This window comes from Flavobacterium hankyongi (genome assembly GCF_036840915.1).
GTDB classification, from domain to species: Bacteria; Bacteroidota; Bacteroidia; order Flavobacteriales; family Flavobacteriaceae; genus Flavobacterium; species Flavobacterium hankyongi.
The window spans coordinates 1,978,596-1,996,265 of the sequence record NZ_CP085725.1; the positions used below are offsets into that span (position 1 = coordinate 1,978,596).

Genomic DNA, 17,670 nt, shown 5'->3' on the forward strand with positions numbered 1-17,670 from the left:
ACCTTTGAGAAAATTTTTGCAAATGTTAAAAAAAGGATCGAAACTAAATAGCATTTTAACAGGAAGTTGTCCTAAATGCCAAGAAGAAAGTATGTATAAGGGAAAAAACATGTTCAACCCCCAGTACACCATCAAAATGAACGAACAGTGTAGTCATTGCGGAACTAGATATAAAATTGAACCTTCTTTTTTTTACGGCTCGATGTATGTAAGCTATGCAGTGGGTGTAGCATTTGGCGTTGCTGCTTTTATTGTTTTCTATTTTTTCTTAAAAACAAATTTAAAAGTAGCTTTCATAGGAATTTGTGGAACATTACTAGCTTTTATGCCTATAATCATGCGTTTATCAAGAAACATTTGGATAAACTTTTTTATCAGTTATGATAAAAATTGGAAAGAAAACAAAAATTAATTTTTCTACTTATTCAGTCTTTTAATATCGATTTGAATATCAAGAGGTACGTTATATTCGATATTTTCATACAATGCTTTTGCCAACCAAGGGCCAAACATTACCCCTCTTGTGCCTAATCCGTTTAAAACATGTAGCCTTTTATGTTCATTATGTGTTCCAACCAAAGGCCTACGGTCTTTTACTGTAGGTCTAACACCTGCAAAATGTTCAATAATTTCAAAGTCACAGCCTATAAGTTCCTTTAAATTATCGATAAGCTCTTGTTTTCCAGCTTCAGTAGGTGTATTTGTTTTATCTTCCCAATTGTAAGTCGCACCTACTTTAAACAAATTATCACCAATAGGGAGAATGAAAATACTAGACTTAAGCACTACATCTAAATCCAATTTAGGTGCTTTAATAATAAGTAATTCCCCTTTAGTTCCATCTAGTGGAAGTTCATTGAAATAAGGGTTATACTGGAGTCCAAAACCTTCCGCAAAAACGATATTTTTTGCCTCAATATCTTTATAACCAATTCTATCCTCAAAAATCTGAATTTGAGCGTAGTCAAATTTTTCTTCTTTTAAATAATTATTGCTTTTTAGACAAGCCACATAGTTATCGAGTAATGATGACGTATCAACATATCCAGTTTGCAAAACCTCACCAAACCCAAATTTAGAATCAATAGATTGATAATTTTGATGAACAATTGTTGTAGATAAAAAAGGAGAAAGATTAGGCTTATCTGCAGCTTGAAACCAATTATTTTGCTCCTCAACAGATGCGAACTTTCTAAAAATTGGAATTTTAAAATCAAATTCAACTTGGATTCTATTGGAAATTTGCTTATAAAAAGGCAATCCAAATTCCAATTGTTCTTTGGCTTTCCAAACCTCGCTAAATCTTTTAAGAATTACAGGGTTATACAATCCTCCTGCAATTCTAGAAGAAGAAGTCGAGTAATCTTCAAAAACCAAAAAGGGCTTGTTGTTTTGCAAACAAATTTCAGAAAAGCAAATTCCTGCAATTCCAGTACCGACAATGATATAATCTAACATATAGCAAAAATAAAAAACTCTTACCATAACGGTAAGAGTTTTTTATGAAATTGGAGAAATTAATTATTAGTAATTCCACATATCTTGTTCGAAGTTACGAATTTTATCCTTCACTCTTTCTGATTCTAATAACTGCATTAAGGAATTATCTTTCATGTAATCAGATATTAATCTATCATTATAAACATTTTCTTCTTTATAAGTCAACGCATTAAAACGACGTGAATTTAATAAATGATCAAATGAAATCGGCATTGACGAATTTTCATCATTGAAAGCTTTCCACTCATGCAAAATTTCACGAGCACCAGGATAGAATACCCAAAATAATTCGATATAATCCTTCTCTTCATCTGATTTATCAATTGTATAAACATCAGGAATAACAGGGCAAATACCTAAAATTCTGTAACGTAAGTCAGCTTGTCTTTTATCAAAATACCAAAGCCCAACAATTTTGTAATCAGAAACATCAATAGATGCTAAATCTCTTTTTACTATGTACTCTTCAGAAATTTTTCTAGAAGCTGGAATAGTATCCATTTTCTCACCAACTTTAACCTTTTTGGTAATCATTTTTCCTTTTTTACCAGGAACCTGCTTTGTTTCATATACAGGTACTTTTTTGATTTGAAATCTAAAAGCAGCTGGATCCTCATTCATTTGCTCTCTTCCTGCATCACTGGTATCAGTCTTAGTTAATGAAGCATTGATGTCTTTTAATGTTTTTTTAACTCTAAAATAACTATCATCATATACTTCAGTAATTCTTCCTGACTTAATACCTGTAACAAGAACATCATACAAAGAACGACGATCTTTCCCTATTGAAGCAGTATCAATAGGATAATATAAAGGGAAATTGATTCTCTCATCAAGGTCAATGATTTCCCAAACTTTTTTAGACATTAAAATATCTCGGTCATCTACATAACCATACTCTAACGGCTTGTCATTATCTTTTAATTGTTGAGCTGCAGATTTCTTTCCGATATCAGAAGGAACCTTAGCATTCAACAAGTTAGATTGAGCGAAAGAAGTAGTACTTCCAGCAACAAATATAACAACTGATAATAAATTTCTCCAATTCATAATATTCTATTTGAGGCGTTTAATAAATTAAACGAGATTTATTTTTATTTATTGTACTTCAAAAGTACAAGTAGAAACTCTCTTAGCTACTTGGTCAATTCCTGAGAAGCTAGCTTTAATTTCAGAGATAACTACTACGTCACCACGACCAGCTTTTTGAATAGCAGCTCTAGCTCTACCGTCCATTTTGCTTCCAGAAACAACAATTGTTGGTTGTCCAGGGACTTTAATATTAAACTGAGTTACATTTACATCTACAGGGAAGTCGAAATCTTCCATAACCGCTGAAATTGTACAGTTTTCTAAGTTAGATTTTGGTCCTTTTGCAGCAACCTCTCCACGGATTTTTCCAGTTGGAGCTGGTAAACCTTTGATACGGAATTCTTTCTTATCAGAAACTACTTTACCATCAGGTAGTTTAGCAGAAACATTAATCATTACAGAAGTTCCAGCACCAGCACGTAAAACATACTTACCATTTCCAGTTTTAGACATTCCAGGAGCTGATGCATTCACATTGTTATCAGCTACACCAGCAAATGAAATTGACATTGGGTTAGGAACACCACGGTAAACAACATTCATTTTATCAGCTGAAATAGTAGCTGAATTAGGGCGAGGAACTACAACATATTTTCCTTCGAATTTTAATGGAATACTTTGCCCATCTTCAGTAAAAGTAAATTCTCCATTAATCGTTTGTTCACCTACTCCACCAGCTGTCATATCAATAAGAGCTTGCCCATTAACAATTTTACCAGGTCCTTTGAAAGCAGTAGGCTTTGTATTTGCATCATACTTTCCTAAAACTACTTTACCAGTAACTTTTTCACCTTGAAAATAAGCATTTTTGTCAAGAACCACTAATGCTGTGAAATTTTTCATAGAAGAAGCCTCAACAGCTGCTTTTCCTAACAATATACTAAAAATATCAGCTTCAGCTTTTTTAACATCATTTTGGTACGAAGTCATTTTTGCTAAAGAAGCAATAGCCGGAAAACCCTTAAAATGGTAATCTAAGAATTTAACCTTAATTCCTTCTTTATTTTTAACATCATCTGTTTTAAATTTTGAAGTAATTTCAGACACTACACCTTGTAATTTTGAATTATTACCAATTACAGACTTCATATCAGCAACATACTTATTGAATTTATCAACAAATTCTTTTCCTTTAGGAGTATATCCCTCACCTGAGAAAAAAGCATGATCAATAGCATCTGCTTTATCCATTGCTTCGTAAGGTAATTTCCCAGTTTCTTTATTTACTTCTATACCTTTAGTAATTTCAGACTTTACATTAGCAATATAAGCATAAAACTCTTTAGATATATTAGCGATTTTTTTTGCGTCAGTTGCAGCTTGAACGAAGTGCGCATCTTCACCAGCTTTTTTATCTAATGCTGCAAGCATTCCAGCATTTGTTTGCTCTGCCGAAGAATTTGAAGCATCAAACTTTTCGTTCATCAAACCAAAAGCCGATAACACTTCTTTTGACATATTCATTGCCAACATCGCGATGAAAACCAAGTACATTAGGTTAATCATCTTCTGTCTAGGGGTTAGTTTTCCTCCTGCCATTTTTTCAAATTAGTTTTTTGTGTTAAATAAATAATTATATATAGTTAAAAAACTAATTATCCTCTGTTACTCATAGCAGAAAGCATTCCACCATATACGTTGTTTAATGATGCAATATTAGCAGTCATTGATTGCATTTGCTCTTTTAATTTAGCAGCATTTTCGGCGATTTCTTTGTTAGCCTCAGCATTGCGAGAAGCGCTATCCAATTGCGCTTTGTATAAGCTATTTAAAGACTCCATATTGCTTGCAGCTGCCATCATTTCATCAGCATATTTCTTTTGACCAGCCATAGCATCTACAGTAGGAGAAATACTTTTTGCAGCTCCTTCGAAATTTTTAATACTATTTCCTAAGCTCGACATTAACTCACCGTCGATTTTAGCTTCTTTTAACATAGCATCTAATTTTTGAGATAATAATCCTTGAGCTTCTTTAGGATCTTCCTTTTTTTCTTTTTTACCAGTCGTTTCACCACCAGCTAATTCTGGATAAACCAAAGACCAATCCAATTCTTTTGCAGGCTCTTCAAATGCTGAAATTGCAAAAATAGCCGCTTCTGTTACTAACCCAATAGTTAACATCACTGTACCTGTTAAAGGTCCGATCTCAAAGTGAGCGATTTTAAATAATGCCCCGATAATAACTACTGCCGCTCCCATACCGTAAGCGAAGTTCATAACTTTTGGTGATAATAATGCCATAATAAATAAATTTAAGTTAAGTTAATATATAAAAAATAAAGTTGGTTAAATTATTTTGCGTTACCTGTAACGTCTGTGCCCATATAATCTTGAATAGTACGGAAACCAATGTAACTTCTAGCTGAATCTGCATATTCAAAATCACGTGTACCCACTTGTAAATAGTAAGCTACGTCTTTCCAAGATCCTCCACGGATTACTTTACGCATGTTCTTTTGATCAGAAACGTTAGGGTTCATTGTAGAGACAAACTCATACGCTGTAGGATCATATGAAGTTTCAGTCCACTCAGAAACGTTACCAGCCATATTATATAGACCATAGTCATTAGCCTCATAAGCATTAGCTTCAACTGTATACAATGCTTGATCAGCTGCATAATCTCCACGAACTGGTTTGAAGTTAGCTAAATAACATCCTCTGTCATTTTTAGCATAAGGACCTCCCCAAGGGTAAGTTCCAGACTCTAAACCACCACGAGCAGCATATTCCCACTCAGCTTCTGTTGGAAGTCTGTAAGTACTTACAAAATTTTGATGACGTCTTTTTCTTTCAGCATTGTGATATAAAGTTCTCCATGCACAAAATGCTTTAGCTTGTTTCCAAGTAACACCAACTACTGGATATTCACCGTAAGCTTGGTGCCAGAAATAATCATTATGCATTGGCTCATTATATGAATAAGCGAAGTCTTTAATCCAAACTGTAGTATCAGGATATACCATTGAAGAGTCTTGACGAATAAATTGTTTTCTCTTACCTACCTTAGCTTTAGCAGCAGCTTGAATATCCATCCACTTATATTTGAAAACCAATTTATTCACATCAATAGTTCTCAATCCATTATAAGCTTCCTCAGCAGGAATATACATAGAATCCATTACTTCTGTATAACTAGCATCAGGATATTCGCTAGTTTTCCATTTTAAAGGAACTTTTTTATTTAACTTTCTACCAGCATAAGGATCGTTACCTGAACCCATACTTGTATAGTTATCATACATATACTTGTCATATACACTCATATTAGTAGTATCAGAATCCAAGAATGCATAATCACCAATACTACCACCTTTTTTAGAAGATTTAGCATCAGCACCAGCACCTTGACCTTGCTCATCAGCAGCAATAGCTAAACGCATTCTAACAATAGAATCTCTTACCCAGTGAACATACTGTCTGTACTCACTGTTAGTAATTTCTGTTTCATCCATATAAAACGAACGAACAGTAACGGTTTTAGTAGGCGCATCTTGTACACTAGCTAAATCATCATCTGATTTACCCATAATAAAAGCTCCACCAGGAATCAATGTCATCCCATAAGGCTTCTCAGGATGCCATGCTTTTCCTTTTACACCAACTAGCTGACCATTATCTTTTGATCCGCAGCTGTATAAAAATGAAATCAATACTGCTAATAAAATGTACTTCTTCATATAAATTTGGGTTATGTATGTATTCATAGTTTTAAGGGCGTAAACCTATTTATTATTTTCTAAAAAAACAATAGCTAATCATAAAAAAATCTTAAAAAATTCTATTTAGACTATTTTTAGATTGATATGCTTGTTAAAAAATTGATTTATATTAAATTTTTTCGCTGTGCTTTCCACCATCTTTCAGGAACTTCACCACTACATGCGGCTAAATACTCTTTGTGTGTACATGGCAACAACGTAGACTTTTTTAATTTATTGTGCACTCCCGATATAAGTGGAATTTCTATCCACCAACGGTCAGTTTTATCGCTTTTATAGAATATTACTTCTTCTTCAAGAGTAACTATATACTTAATATAGTTTTCTTTTGTTCCAAATGGATACTCATTTGACCTATAATGAAACCCTTCTATAAAATACCAAATAATCTGCGCAATAAGAACAGATTCATTTTTTGTACTGTTATGATTAAATATTCCGAAAGAAGAGACTTTATCGCTTATCCCTGCATATCTTGACAAAACACATATTTCTTTTCCTGAAAACCCGTTTGGTGTAAAATCTACAAAGTTAGCAGAATTTGACGACTTTACAGATCGCATATCAATACTTACTAAATCGGCATCTCTAAAAACTGGCTCTGCAATTGTCGAATCATTTGAAATTTCGCCCAAACGATATGCATCAAAATATAATTTCTCAATCAAATCTATCTCCTCTTGTGAATTGAAATATGTTTGATATCCTACATTACTATAATTAAATAAATTATTAGGCTCCTCAACAATCATTTTTGTCAAATAAGAATCCGACAAAGAACTTACTTCTTTAGCAAAATCAAACTTGCTATCAACAGCTACTAAATTTACCATTTGTTCTAGTTGATCATAGCCTCTATATATGGCATAAGTCAAATCTTGAGAACCTCCTATTATAATAGGTATGATTTTATTTTTCACTAAATGTGAAACAGCACTCTTAACCACATAGTATGTATCTTCAATAGAATCACCAGAAAGAATATTTCCTAAATCTATGATTTGAGCTTGCCAGTTTCCTGGGAAAAGACTATAAAACTCCTTTCTAATATGAGTTAAGTCAACCACATTATTATATTCTTCATTACCCCTATTTTCTAAAACTCCTATTATAGCAATAGAAACTTCACTAAAACTTGGGAATTCATATTCTGTATTAAAAACAACTTTTTTACCCAATGCTTGATTATGCAAGCCATTGATAAAATTTAAGAAATCAGCATCATGAGGTTGAAAAAAATCAAAAACCATTTCTTATTTCTTTTTAGCAGTTGATTTTTTAGCAGCTGTTTTTTTTGCTGGAGCTTTTGCTTCAATCATTTCTCTTACCTTATCTAAGGTAAGAGCAGTAGCGTCGATATCTTTATTTAATTCGATTTTAGTTTTTCCTTTTAAGATTACCGAACGTCCCCAACGTGCTTTTTCTACGCGAATACCTTCTTCTTCCCAATTATGAATAACCTTATCAATATCTTTTTGTAATTTATCTTCAATTAGTTCAGCAATATCTGAAGTCGATAATTTATCGAAATTGTATTTTTTATTTACGTTGATGAAAATTCCGTTCCATTTGATAAACGGACCAAAACGTCCGACACCTTTTTGGACATCCATATTTTTATATTGTCCTATAGGAGCATCAGCCTGATTTTTCTCATCAATTAATTCTTGCGCTCTTTCAAGAGTAACATCCAAAGGCTCCTCACCTTTTGGCAATGAAATAAAAGTTTTCCCGAAACGAACATAAGGCCCAAAACGACCATTATTCACTTCTACTTCTTCTCCTTTATACATACCTAAATTTTTAGGCAATAAAAATAAGTTCAAAGCATCCTCTAAAGTAACTGTACTAATATTTTGCTCTGCACGCAAACTAGCAAATTGCTTATTCTCATCATCAGCATCACCAATTTGCACCATAGGTCCAAATTTACCTAAACGAACAGAAACTTGTTTTCCAGACTTTGGATCAATTCCTAATATACGCTCACCACTTTCTCTTTCGGCATTTTTCTCAACATCCTGAACATTTGGATGGAAATGATTGTAAAAATCATTCATCATTTTTGCCCATTCGATATTTCCTTCGGCGATTTCGTCAAAATCTTGTTCTACTTTAGCCGTGAAATTATAATCTAAAATGGTTTCAAAATTTTTAACTAAGAAATCATTTACAATGATTCCGATATCTGTTGGCACTAATTTACCTTTATCAGAACCTACGTTTTCTTTTAAAACCTGCGCAGTAACATCAGAACCTTTTAAAGTAATTTGATTATACTTACGTTCTTGACCTTCGAAGTTTCCTTTTTCAACATAGTTTCTGTTGATGATAGTAGAAATGGTTGGTGCGTATGTAGATGGACGTCCAATTCCCAATTCCTCTAATTTTTTCACCAAAGAAGCCTCAGTGTATCGTGCAGCAGCTCTTGAAAAACGCTCAGTAGCTGTAATATAATTATTTTTTAAATTTTCGTTTACTTTTAATGTAGGTAACATTCCTTCTTCTTGCTCTTCATCGTCATCATTTCCTTCAAGATATACTTTTAAAAATCCTTCAAATTTGATAACCTCACCTGTTGCAGTAAACGTTTCTTTATGATTATTTGCTTCTATTTTTACGTTAGTACGCTCTAATTGCGCATCGCTCATTTGCGAAGCCAATGTTCTTTTCCAAATCAAATCATATAAACGAGCTTGATCTCTATCAATATCAATTGTATGACGCGACATATCAGTAGGACGAATCGCTTCGTGTGCTTCTTGTGCTCCTTTAGATTTTGTATTGAAATTTCTTGGCTTACTATATTCAGCTCCATAGTAACTTGTAATTTCTGCTTGAGCAGCAGCCATTGCTTCTTGAGAAAGATTCACACTATCTGTTCTCATATAAGTAATTAATCCGGCCTCATACAAACGCTGTGCAATTTGCATTGTAATTCCAACTGGCAAATACAATTTACGAGCGGCTTCCTGTTGTAGTGTAGATGTTGTAAAAGGTGCAGCAGGTGATTTTTTAGTCGGTTTAGTTTCTAAATCTGCTACCTTATATATAGAACCAATATTTTGTTGCAAGAATTTTTCAGCTTCTGCTTTTGTTGCAAAGTTTTTAGGCAATTTTGCCTTGAATGCTTTCCCTGCTTCATTTGTAAATTCGGCAGTAATACTATAAGATGCTTCCGCTTTAAAATTTTGAATTTCACGCTCACGTTCAACAATCAAACGAACAGAAACTGATTGCACACGTCCAGCAGACAAACCGCCTTTTACTTTTTTCCAAAGTACTGGGGATAATTCATAACCTACCAAACGATCTAATACGCGTCTTGCTTGTTGAGCATTTACCAAATCATAATTGATTCCTCTTGGATTTTCAATTGCTTTTTGGATAGCCGATTTAGTAATTTCGTGAAAAACAATACGTTTGGTTTTTTTAGGATCTAATTTTAATTCTTCCGCTAGGTGCCAAGAAATAGCTTCCCCTTCGCGGTCTTCATCGGATGCCAACCAAACCATTTCGGCATTTTTAGATAAGTCCTTGAGTTTTTTAACCAATGCTTTTTTGTCAGGAGAGACTTCATACTTTGGTTTAAAGTTATTATCCACATCTACTCCTATTTCTTTAGAAGGTAAATCAGCGATATGACCATAACTTGATTCAACCTGAAATTCTTTTCCTAAAAATTTTTCAATAGTTTTTGCCTTTGCAGGCGACTCAACGATGACTAAATTCTTTGCCATTTACAATTTTATTTCTCCGGCAAAAGTATGGGTTTTTTTTAAATATTGCCTTTTTGAAAAAATATTTAGGTCAAAAGATAGCGTTTTATCGATATCATACCTATTATATATACAATAACGCCCCTAAATAATGTTAAAGAAATCTGACATCTTGTCAGAAAATAAAATTTAGTATTATCTTTGCACTCACATTTTACGCAAAGGAAATTTATGGAAAAGGAAATTGATGAAAAGAAACAAGGTACTAGCCTAGTTTTACAGGAAAAAGAAGGAAATACAAAAAAACTTTTTATAGAAAGTTATGGTTGTGCTATGAATTTTTCGGATAGTGAAATCGTAGCTTCAATCTTGACTGAACAAGGTTACAATACTACACAAAAACTGGAAGAAGCCGATTTAGTATTAGTAAATACTTGTTCAATCCGTGATAAAGCAGAACAAACCGTACGTAAACGTTTAGAAAAATACAATGCAGTAAAACGCAGTATTAATCCTGGAATGAAAGTGGGAGTTCTAGGTTGTATGGCAGAACGTTTGAAAAGCCAGTTTCTTGAAGAGGAAAAAATTGTTGACATGGTAGTAGGCCCTGATGCTTACAAAGATTTACCAAATCTTTTAAAAGAAGTCGAAGAAGGTCGTGATGCTATTAATGTTATTCTTTCAAAAGATGAAACATATGGAGATATTTCACCAGTGCGTTTAAATTCAAACGGAATTAATGCCTTTGTATCTATCACAAGGGGTTGCGACAATATGTGTACATTTTGCGTCGTACCTTTTACAAGAGGTCGTGAGCGTAGTCGTGAACCACAATCTATCATTGAAGAAATTCAGGATTTATGGGATAGAGGTTTCAAAGAAATTTGCCTTTTAGGACAAAATGTAGACAGTTACCTTTGGTATGGTGGTGGCTTGAAAAAAGATTTCGAAAAAGCTACCGAAATGCAAAAAGCTACTGCAGTTGACTTTGCTCAATTATTGGAAATGTGTGCGATTCAATTCCCTAAAATGCGTTTCCGTTTTTCGACATCGAATCCTCAGGATATGCACGAAGAAGTGTTACATGTAATTGCTAAATATAACAATGTTTGTAACTACATTCACTTACCAGTACAATCTGGAAGCACGAGAATCTTAAAAGAAATGAACCGTCAACACACACGTGAAGAATATATGGAATTGGTTGATAAAATCAAACGCATTATTCCAGGCTGTTCAATTTCGCAAGATATGATTACTGGTTTCCCTACAGAAACTGAAGAAGATCACAAAGACACTTTAAGCTTGATGGAATATGTAGAATATGACTTTGGTTATATGTTTGCTTATTCTGAAAGACCAGGAACTTTAGCAGCTCGTAAAATGGAAGATGATGTTCCTGAATCTGACAAAATGCGTCGCTTACAAGAAGTTGTTGATTTACAACAAGAATTAAGCGCAAAACGAACTGCTCGTTTTAAAGATCAAATTGTAGAAGTCTTGATTGAGAAAGAGTCTAAAAAATCAAATACACATTGGTCAGGAAGAAATTCAGAAAATGTGGTAACCGTTTTCCCTAAAGAAAACTACAAAGCAGGAGATTTCGTATTAGTAAAAGTAACTGATTGCACAACCGCTACTTTAATAGGTGAAGCTATTGGGTATAGTAACATGCAAACAAATTAATTTAAGATTTTGAGTTAGAAGCTTTAACAAATATGAATGAAGGAATAGTTATAAATCAAAGTTTAGATTCGAATCAAATTGCAAAAGCAAACATTTTGGTTCTTATTACCAGCAAATTAAAATACTTCATGATTTTAGTTTCGGTAGCAATCATTTTTAACTTGATAGTAAACATAATGAATCCCTTTGGTGTTAAAGAAAGTTCTCAAATAGATTTAAAGGAATTTCTCCCTATACTAATTCTTATACTCGTCCCATATTTTATTTGGAACTCTTTAAAAAAATCTGCTCAAAAAGCTCATTTAGAAAAAAGAAGGTTTTTTGAAAATGTAAATTACATTTTTGACACTACTGAATTCAAAATAGAAGGCGAAAATTTCAATAACGTATACAATTGGAATGAGTTAAAAAAAATAAAGGAAACCAAAAATTGGTTTTTGATATTTACAAACGATTATCAGGCAGTCGCTTTAGACAAAAACCAACAAAAAAAAGAAAAAATTGAAGAACTGAAAAAGTTCCTTAATTCTTTAAATATCCAAAAAAGTTTAAAATAAACTTAAACTAAGACAAATGGAAAACGTTCAAGCCACAAAACAAAAATTTGAGATTATTGGTAATGATCCCAAACTAAACCGTGCTATTGAAAAAGCCATTCAAGTAGCTCCTACAGATATTTCGGTATTAGTTACTGGTGAAAGTGGTGTTGGTAAAGAAAGTATTCCAAAAATAATTCATTCTTTATCACATCGTAAGCATGGCAAATACATTGCGGTAAACTGTGGAGCAATTCCAGAAGGAACAATAGACAGCGAATTGTTTGGTCATGAGAAAGGATCATTTACAGGAGCAACTGCAACTCGCGAAGGATATTTTGAAGTGGCTGATGGCGGAACCATCTTCCTTGATGAAGTTGGCGAACTTCCTTTAACCACACAAGTACGTTTATTGCGTGTTCTTGAAAATGGCGAATTCATCAAAGTTGGTTCATCACAAGTACAAAAAACTAATGTTAGAATCGTAGCTGCTACTAACGTAAATATGGCTGAAGCGATAGAAAAAGGGAAATTTCGCGAAGACTTATATTACCGTTTAAGTACAGTAGAAATAGGCTTACCACCACTTCGTGAACGCAGAGAGGACATCCACTTATTGTTCAGAAAGTTTGCTTCCGATTTTGCCCATAAATACAAAATGCCTCCTATCAAATTAGAAGATCAGGCTGTACAATATTTACTAAAATACCGTTGGAGCGGAAATATTCGTCAATTGCGAAATGTTGCTGAACAAATTTCCGTATTAGAAACCAATAGAGATATTTCGCTTCAAACATTGACATCATATTTACCTGTCGAAGGAAGTAATTTACCTTCTGTAATTGGGAAAAAACCAGAAAGTGATTTTTCTACCGAAAGAGATATTCTTTACAAAGTCCTTTTTGACATGAAAAGCGACTTAAACGATTTAAAGAAACTTACTTTGGAACTAATGAAAAGTGGTTCGAAAGTACAGGATATAAATCCAAGCTTGATTCAAAAAGTATACGGAAATACTAAAGAAAGTGAAACTGGAATTCTTTTCGAGGAACAACCAATTGTATCTGTAATTCCTAGTACAAACAATCAAGTAGACGAAGAATATATTGATGACGATGACAACTATATTTTTGCCGATACAATTGAAGAAGAAGATTCATTACGTTTAGACCAAAAAGAAATCGAGCTCATCAAAAAAGCATTAGAACGTAATAAAGGAAAACGTAAAGCGGCTGCGGATGAATTGGGAATTTCAGAAAGAACGCTGTATAGAAAAATTAAACAATTCGATTTGTAATTCCATTTTAATATCTTTGGTGCTTTAACATGAGAAAAATCTATTACATAATATTTGCCTCTATTTCTTTCCTTTTGAGTGGTTGTTCTGTTTACAACTTTACAGGAACTGGAAAAATTGACGCTAAAACTTTTCAGGTAAATTACTTTCAAAATGTTTCTGAGTTAATAGAACCAGGAATTGAAAGAACCTTTACATTACGTTTACAGGATTTAATTCAAAATCAAACCAATTTAACCCTTACAAACACAGACGGGGATCTAGTCTATGAAGGAGAAATTGTAGATTACAGAATAAGTCCAATGACCTCTACTGCCAATTTAACAGCCGCCCAAAACAGATTAACAATAACTGTAAACCTTAGGTTTTCAAATAAAAACAAATCTGAAGACGATTTCGAAAAACGTTTTTCGTTCTTCTATGATTATCCGGGCGAGCAACAACTTACTGGGTCTCAACTAAGAACTGCATTAGATGAAATTTTTGAGCGAATTACTCAAGACATGTTCAACGACACTTTAGCCAAATGGTAAATTATGAACGTTGCTGAATTTACATATTTGCTTAGCAAACCTGATGCAATCAATGAAAATCAAACGCAAGATTTAAGTAAAATTCTTGATGAGTTTCCTTATTTTCAGAGTGCAAGGAGCATATATTTAAAAGGTCTTTTTAAACAAGACAGCTTTAAGTACAATTCAGCTTTAAAAACAACGGCAGCACACACAACTGACAGAACTGTACTTTTTAACTTTATTACCTCTGAAGAATTTATCAGTATTCAAAAAGAAATCAATAAAGTAAATGACGAACAAATCAAGCCTATAGAGGTTGAAGAAAAGGAAATTACAATTGAAAAAACAGAAAAAAAATCTGAATCAACAATAAATAAACTTGAGCAATCCGTTTTAGAATCAATAGAAATTGCAACAGCAAATACTAGAGACAACATAATCAACGAAGAAAAGCAAGAGAAACCAGAATCAATATTAGAAAAATCAATTTTACAATCAATAAAAGAGGCTTTACCAGAAGAATTAGAAGTAACAGATAACGAGTTAATGGAAATGAAAGAAAAAATTTCGTGGTTAGAAGACACTGTCGAAGTTGAAGAAGTTCAACCAACACCAGTTACTTTTAGCAAAAACGAAACACATTCTTTTCAAGAATGGCTTCAATTATCTAAAGCTAAACCTATAGAGAGAGAAGAAACTGCTGAAGAAACTTCAAATGTTATCGAAACAAACTCTACAACTGATAAAAAAGAAGAAAAGTCAGAAAAATCAAATTCTAAAATGGATTTGATTGATAGGTTCATAGAGTCAAACCCTAAAATCCCTGCACCTAAAGACAATCTTCCATTACCAGGTTATCTGACGAAAAAAGAGGAGACTCCTTATTTAATGACTGAAACTTTAGCGAAAATATATTTAGAGCAAAAAAAATATTCAAAAGCAATCCAAGCATATGAAATATTAATTTTGAAATATCCAGAAAAAAGTAGTTTATTTGCAAACCGAATTTTAGACATTAAAGAATTACAACAAAATAACAAATAGTTAACAATGAGTACATTTTCGATTTTTTTAGTTTTAATCACTATAGTTTGTTTTTTACTAGTCGTGGTAATTATGGTTCAAAACCCTAAAGGAGGAGGATTATCTTCAACTTTTGGAAGTTCACAAATGATGGGTGGAGTACAAAAAACAACTGACTTCTTAGATAAAAGTACTTGGTATTTAGGAGCTGCATTAATTGCTTTAATTTTATTATCAAGCTTAAGCTTCAATGGAAGTTCTAGCGACACTGGTTCAAAAGTAATTGATGAGAGCGCTGTAACTGCTCCTGCTATCCCTTCTTCTGCTCCAGCTGCTTCAGACAACAAAACTGCTCCAGCTACAGATGCTACTAAACCAGCAACCGAAGAGAAAAAATAATTTTTTTTAGATTTAAAGATAAAAAATGCCAGCCTGTCAGTGCTGGCATTTTTATTTGGTAAATTTGACAGATTTTTTGCCTTGGCATAATTTCTGAAACAATCCAAACATCAAAATAATAATAACATAAATAATACAATTATGGCATTAAACATTAAACCACTTTCAGACCGCGTTATTGTGGAACCGGCAGCTGCAGAAACTCAAACAGCTTCTGGAATTATTATCCCTGATACAGCCAAAGAAAAACCTCAAAAAGGAACTGTGGTAGCTGTAGGAAACGGAAAAAAAGACCAACCTATGACGGTTCAGGTTGGCGACACTGTTTTATACGGAAAATATGCTGGAACTGATTTAAAATTTGAAGGAAAAGATTATTTAATTATGCGTGAGGAAGATATTTTAGCAATCATCTAATCGAAAACAAATTAATGAATCAACAAACACAAAAATAAACAAGAAAATGGCAAAAGATATAAAATTTGATATTGAAGCACGTGACGGATTAAAACGCGGTGTAGATGCATTAGCTAATGCAGTAAAAGTAACATTAGGACCTAAAGGACGTAACGTTATTATCTCTAAATCTTTTGGAGCACCTCATGTAACTAAAGATGGTGTTTCTGTGGCTAAAGAAGTAGAATTGAAAGACACTCTTGAAAACATGGGTGCGCAAATGGTAAAAGAAGTAGCGTCAAAAACCAACGATTTAGCGGGTGACGGAACTACAACGGCTACTGTTTTAGCACAAGCTATTGTTAAAGAAGGATTGAAAAATGTTGCCGCTGGTGCAAATCCAATGGATCTAAAACGTGGTATCGACAAAGCTGTTGAGGCTATCGTTACAGATCTTGGCAAACAAGCTAAAGAAGTAGGTTCTTCTACCGATAAGATCAAACAAGTAGCTTCAATTTCTGCTAATAACGATGATGTAATTGGTGATTTAATTGCTACTGCTTTTGGTAAAGTAGGAAAAGAAGGGGTAATCACTGTGGAAGAAGCAAAAGGTACAGATACTTACGTTGACGTTGTTGAAGGCATGCAGTTTGACAGAGGATATTTATCTCCTTACTTCGTTACTAATACTGAAAAAATGGAGGTTGAATTAGAAAGACCTTACATTTTATTATACGACAAAAAAGTGTCTTCGTTAAAAGAATTATTACCAATTCTTGAACCAGTTGCACAATCAAGCAAACCACTATTAATTATTGCTGAAGATGTTGATGGTGAAGCATTATCTACCTTAGTAGTAAACAAATTACGTGGTGCCTTAAAAATTGCTGCGGTTAAAGCACCAGGCTTTGGTGATAGAAGAAAAGCTATGCTAGAAGACATCGCTATTTTGACTGGTGGTACTGTAATTTCTGAAGAAAGCGGTTACACTCTTGAAAACGCTACATTAGAAATGTTAGGAACTGCTGAAAAAGTTGCTATCGACAAAGACAATACAACTCTAGTAAATGGCGCTGGTGAAAACGAAATGATCAAAAATCGTGTAAACCAAATCAAAGCACAAATGGAGTCAACTACTTCAGATTATGACCGTGAAAAACTACAAGAACGTTTGGCTAAACTAGCTGGTGGTGTTGCTGTTCTTTATGTTGGTGCTGCTTCTGAAGTGGAAATGAAAGAGAAAAAAGACCGTGTAGATGATGCTTTACATGCTACTCGCGCAGCGGTTGAAGAAGGTATCGTTGCTGGTGGCGGTGTCGCTTTATTACGCGCCAAATCTGCTTTAGCCAATATCAAAACTGAAAATGCAGACGAAGCTACTGGAGTACAAATCGTTTCTCGCGCTATCGAATCTCCTTTGAGAACTATTGTTGAAAATGCTGGTTTAGAAGGTTCTGTAGTAGTGGCAAAAGTAGCGGAAGGCAAAGACAACTTTGGTTACAACGCCAAAACGGATGAGTATGTAGACATGCTTGAAGCGGGAATCATTGATCCTAAAAAAGTAACGCGTGTAGCTTTAGAAAATGCTGCATCAGTTTCTGGGATGATTCTAACTACAGAGTGTGCTTTAATCGACATTAAAGAAGATGCTCCTGCAGGAATGCCAATGGGTGGCGGAATGCCAGGAATGATGTAATCAAAGAGATTGACCAAAATATTTTTAAAGCCGTTCGCAAGAGCGGCTTTTTTTACTATCATTAATTTATTTAATGTATTTTTATTC

At 33.6% G+C, this 17,670-nt stretch carries 16 protein-coding genes; 9 read left to right on the plus strand and 7 right to left on the minus strand.

Annotated elements, in window-relative coordinates; genetic code table 11:
* Window positions 1–22: 22 nt before the first annotated feature.
* Window positions 23–412 (plus strand): DUF983 domain-containing protein, encoded by a 390-nt coding sequence (locus LJY17_RS09205; RefSeq protein WP_264543539.1) that lies wholly within the window; start codon window positions 23–25, stop codon window positions 410–412.
* Window positions 413–417: 5 nt separating this feature from the next.
* Here LJY17_RS09205 and LJY17_RS09210 read toward each other — a convergent pair whose 3' ends face one another.
* The 7 genes from LJY17_RS09210 to topA form a co-directional block, all read right to left on the minus strand.
* On the minus strand, window positions 418–1,458 hold the full coding sequence (locus LJY17_RS09210) for an NAD(P)/FAD-dependent oxidoreductase (RefSeq protein WP_264544896.1): 1,041 nt from the start codon (window positions 1,456–1,458) through the stop codon (window positions 418–420).
* A gap of 66 nt (window positions 1,459–1,524) precedes the next feature.
* The gene (gldN, locus tag LJY17_RS09215; RefSeq protein ID WP_264543540.1) at window positions 1,525–2,550 is read right to left on the minus strand and encodes a gliding motility protein GldN; all 1,026 of its coding nucleotides are present in this window, start codon (window positions 2,548–2,550) and stop codon (window positions 1,525–1,527) included.
* 48 nt (window positions 2,551–2,598) lie between these two features.
* Window positions 2,599–4,131 (minus strand): gliding motility protein GldM, encoded by a 1,533-nt coding sequence (gene gldM, locus LJY17_RS09220; protein WP_264543541.1) that lies wholly within the window; start codon window positions 4,129–4,131, stop codon window positions 2,599–2,601.
* Window positions 4,132–4,187: 56 nt separating this feature from the next.
* The gene (gene gldL, locus LJY17_RS09225) at window positions 4,188–4,835 is read right to left on the minus strand and encodes a gliding motility protein GldL (protein ID WP_264543542.1); all 648 of its coding nucleotides are present in this window, start codon (window positions 4,833–4,835) and stop codon (window positions 4,188–4,190) included.
* Between the two features lie 50 nt (window positions 4,836–4,885).
* Entirely contained in the window at window positions 4,886–6,274 is a 1,389-nt protein-coding gene (gldK, locus tag LJY17_RS09230) for a gliding motility lipoprotein GldK (protein WP_264543543.1), read from the minus strand.
* A 146-nt stretch (window positions 6,275–6,420) separates the two neighbouring features.
* The gene (locus LJY17_RS09235) at window positions 6,421–7,566 is read right to left on the minus strand and encodes a formimidoylglutamase (RefSeq protein WP_264543544.1); all 1,146 of its coding nucleotides are present in this window, start codon (window positions 7,564–7,566) and stop codon (window positions 6,421–6,423) included.
* Between the two features lie 3 nt (window positions 7,567–7,569).
* Window positions 7,570–10,056 (minus strand): type I DNA topoisomerase, encoded by a 2,487-nt coding sequence (gene topA / locus LJY17_RS09240; protein WP_264543545.1) that lies wholly within the window; start codon window positions 10,054–10,056, stop codon window positions 7,570–7,572.
* A 210-nt stretch (window positions 10,057–10,266) separates the two neighbouring features.
* On the opposite strand from topA, the gene miaB reads away from it, so the two are divergent.
* The 8 genes from miaB to groL all read left to right on the plus strand — a co-directional run bounded on the left by miaB (window position 10,267) and on the right by groL (window position 17,583).
* On the plus strand, window positions 10,267–11,721 hold the full coding sequence (miaB, locus tag LJY17_RS09245) for a tRNA (N6-isopentenyl adenosine(37)-C2)-methylthiotransferase MiaB (RefSeq protein WP_264543546.1): 1,455 nt from the start codon (window positions 10,267–10,269) through the stop codon (window positions 11,719–11,721).
* A 32-nt stretch (window positions 11,722–11,753) separates the two neighbouring features.
* Window positions 11,754–12,278 (plus strand): YcxB family protein, encoded by a 525-nt coding sequence (locus tag LJY17_RS09250; protein ID WP_264543547.1) that lies wholly within the window; start codon window positions 11,754–11,756, stop codon window positions 12,276–12,278.
* 16 nt (window positions 12,279–12,294) lie between these two features.
* Window positions 12,295–13,554 carry a sigma-54 interaction domain-containing protein gene (locus tag LJY17_RS09255; RefSeq protein WP_264543548.1) on the plus strand — a complete coding sequence of 420 codons (1,260 nt, stop codon included), beginning with the start codon at window positions 12,295–12,297 and terminating at the stop codon, window positions 13,552–13,554.
* Window positions 13,555–13,583: 29 nt separating this feature from the next.
* Window positions 13,584–14,087: an LptE family protein gene (locus LJY17_RS09260; protein WP_264543549.1), complete on the plus strand. Its 504-nt coding sequence runs from the start codon at window positions 13,584–13,586 to the stop codon at window positions 14,085–14,087.
* A 3-nt stretch (window positions 14,088–14,090) separates the two neighbouring features.
* Window positions 14,091–15,113: a tetratricopeptide repeat protein gene (locus LJY17_RS09265; RefSeq protein WP_264543550.1), complete on the plus strand. Its 1,023-nt coding sequence runs from the start codon at window positions 14,091–14,093 to the stop codon at window positions 15,111–15,113.
* Window positions 15,114–15,119: 6 nt separating this feature from the next.
* A complete protein-coding gene (gene secG / locus LJY17_RS09270) occupies window positions 15,120–15,491 on the plus strand; it encodes a preprotein translocase subunit SecG (RefSeq protein WP_264543551.1) in 372 nt (123 codons plus the stop codon).
* A 141-nt stretch (window positions 15,492–15,632) separates the two neighbouring features.
* Window positions 15,633–15,908, plus strand: coding sequence for a co-chaperone GroES (locus LJY17_RS09275; RefSeq protein ID WP_073310092.1), 276 nt, complete (start codon window positions 15,633–15,635; stop codon window positions 15,906–15,908).
* Between the two features lie 46 nt (window positions 15,909–15,954).
* Window positions 15,955–17,583, plus strand: coding sequence for a chaperonin GroEL (groL, locus tag LJY17_RS09280; RefSeq protein WP_264543552.1), 1,629 nt, complete (start codon window positions 15,955–15,957; stop codon window positions 17,581–17,583).
* Window positions 17,584–17,670: the final 87 nt, after the last annotated feature.